Below are 2436 nucleotides of genomic sequence, written 5' to 3'. Positions count from 1 at the left end.
TAAATCTAGTTCGTTTTCAAAGGGGAAATAAGTTGTTTTAATTCCTTTTTCATTCATAGCATTAATTGATGGGATTTTAGCTTTCATCTTTTACCTCTTTTTAAGTTCCTTCGGCTTCTTCTAGGAAGTAACGGAGAAATATATAGCGCCCCGCCACTTACCCAATTGCGACCTTTTGGTTTGCGAAAGCGATTGATGTAACTATCGGGGTCTGAACCTGTCAAAAACCACCAGCTAACTATTAACCAGAAGCTAATCACAGCTACTTTTGGTATTCCCCAACCGAGTACGCCATCAAAAATTAGATAAGTAAGCAGGATAATGGCAAACCAAGGTAATATTTGGTTGGCAGGGATAGGGCCAAAACTCGCTTGCTTTCCTAATATTTTATTGACGCGAATTGGTTCTCTATCTGGATCTTGCATATTGTTGATTCTCACGTAATGGGTTGGTTAGTAGTTAGTAATAGTTGAACTAACTACTAACTGGATGCTTAATAGTTAAGCCCCACCAGTACCACCAGTACCGTCTCCTACAAATAGGAAGGTTATTACATCGATCGCCAGTACGATACCAATCGCTAAACCTGCTTGCGTGGCAATAGGACGCCAATCATTTCCTTGTTGTGCTTGGTTGTAGGCGAATAAAGCAGCTACGCCAACCAAAATTAGGAATACGGCGCGAATTAGGTTAAATACGAGGGTTACTGCTTGGTCGCTAACTGCTTGCCCACCGCCAGATGCGCTTTGTTGTGCTAATGTTTTCACAAATGCTTCTAATCCACTCAAAAATACTGCACCTGCTGGCATCTCGAATAAGCCAAAGGTGATGGTAATTGCCATAATGATGGCGGCGACGTGCCAAAATCGAATTTTGGAATTAATCAGCCGATTTAAAGTTGGTATGAAATGAATAATGCGATTTAGGCAGTAAAAGAATAAACCAGCCGATAGGATGATGGTGATTAATAAGGGTTCTTTTACTGCTAAGTAAATCAGACCCAATCCCAATCCAGAAACTGCTGTGGCATCCCCATCCCAACTTTTTAGTATCCAAGTGGTTGTTTTTTCTAAGGGATTAAGGCGGGTTGGTAATTGTTGTTGGGTGTGGTAGCTGTTGTAATAGTCGCGCATGATTATTTTCCTAGTAAATGTGATGTGTGGTGAGAAAGGCTTAGAGTGATTGTTCAACTGTTTTAGGGCTTCTTTCAGAATTAGAACGATTGCAGGCGGTGAGAGAATGCAGTTGAGATGTGGTAAAATCACACTGTTCTATTAACCAGCGATCGCGTTTGGCATCAATCAGGGAAGCAGAGAATACTGGTTGTTTAGAATTGCCAGACGGCTGGAAACCTTTTAAGGTAGCTGGAGTTAAAATTTCTCCTTCTTTTGTGCAAGTAGGATTGGAAAATTCAAAACGGTACTGTTGGCCAGAATGGGGGTCTTTCCAGCTAAAAGGTTTGGTAGAACTGCCATTTTTTAAGCCAGCGAATTGTTCGGGTAACACTTGTTCAAAGCGCTTGATGACTGCATTACCTACTGATTGGATGTCAGGTTTGTTTTCAGTTTCAAGAGATTGGGCTAATGTGGTTCCTGTTTTGAGTGTTGTACCAGTTAACCACAAGCCATCAATTTCGCTGCGAGAAGCAAGATGTGCTGCTATTCTTGCCAAATTGGGATTTAGTTTCAACCCCGGTGTTGGAGAGTTAATCTGTTCCTCATCCTGTTTTGGCAATAGGCGCATCGCATCTACTTGCGCTGGTGATGTAACAGCTAATTGGCCTGGGGGCGTTGAAGTGGAAAGGTTGTTTTTCTCTTTCTTTGCTGCTACATCAATGGTGAAGGTTTGAGGTGGCTGTGGTAAAATACTGCCACCTGTTTGTGACAATTCAAGTTGTTGCTTGAAAGGGATAGTAGATGTATTTTTGTTGGGATTGTTTGGGAAACTGAAGTTGAAGCCAACCAATCGATCGTTTTGGTTGACTAAATTTATTTGGATTTCCCGACCTTGCGACAAGCTAGCTTCTTTCAAGGCTGATTGAAAATCTTGAATGGAACCTAGTTCGTGCTTTTTATCCAACACTCGATCGACTACATCCCAGATATAGTGCAATTCGGCTGGGTCGGTAATTAAATTATTACCTTGAGCCTCAGTCATAAATAAAGTCTGTCAAACTGTTAAGTTCATTCTCTACAAACCTTCCTTGGTGTGCGTTCTTACCAAGGAGGGGTAAGCTGTTATCGCTATTGACGTAAAACTAACTATCACTAAAGCGATACGATGGTTGGAATTGCAGTATTTTCAAGGCTTTTAGCTTTAGCTTTTAGGATGGCTGTAGCGTAAGCATCCTATCCTTTGGGGGTGCGTTTTCTAAGTTCAATAGTCGATAATTAGATAACTATTCAATATCGTCTTAACTAATCTGGGCGATCGGGT

Annotated in this window: 3 protein-coding genes; all 3 read right to left on the bottom strand. The window is 41.3% G+C overall.

Features of this window, described 5'->3' with window-relative positions:
* Positions 1–83: 83 nt before the first annotated feature.
* A complete protein-coding gene (locus H6S82_RS28750; protein WP_190463779.1) occupies positions 84–425 on the bottom strand; it encodes a hypothetical protein in 342 nt (113 codons plus the stop codon).
* A 75-nt stretch (positions 426–500) separates the two neighbouring features.
* Positions 501–1133 carry a hypothetical protein gene (locus H6S82_RS28745; RefSeq protein ID WP_190463780.1) on the bottom strand — a complete coding sequence of 211 codons (633 nt, stop codon included), beginning with the start codon at positions 1131–1133 and terminating at the stop codon, positions 501–503.
* Positions 1134–1173: 40 nt separating this feature from the next.
* On the bottom strand, positions 1174–2157 hold the full coding sequence (locus tag H6S82_RS28740; protein ID WP_190463781.1) for a hypothetical protein: 984 nt from the start codon (positions 2155–2157) through the stop codon (positions 1174–1176).
* Between the last annotated feature and the right edge of the window lie 279 nt (positions 2158–2436).

This window comes from Planktothrix sp. FACHB-1355 (genome assembly GCF_014748295.1).
GTDB lineage: Bacteria > Cyanobacteriota > Cyanobacteriia > Cyanobacteriales > Aerosakkonemataceae > Aerosakkonema > Aerosakkonema funiforme_A.
The sequence above is the reverse complement of the archived record's forward strand: the minus strand, read 5'-3'. Positions and strand labels throughout refer to the sequence as shown.

Coding starts and splice junctions, on each gene's coding strand:
- H6S82_RS28750 (WP_190463779.1), bottom strand. CDS start 425: ATGCAAGATCCAGATAGAGAACCAATTCGCGTCAATAAAATATTAGGA.
- H6S82_RS28740 (WP_190463781.1), bottom strand. CDS start 2,157: ATGACTGAGGCTCAAGGTAATAATTTAATTACCGACCCAGCCGAATTG.
- H6S82_RS28745 (WP_190463780.1), bottom strand. CDS start 1,133: ATGCGCGACTATTACAACAGCTACCACACCCAACAACAATTACCAACC.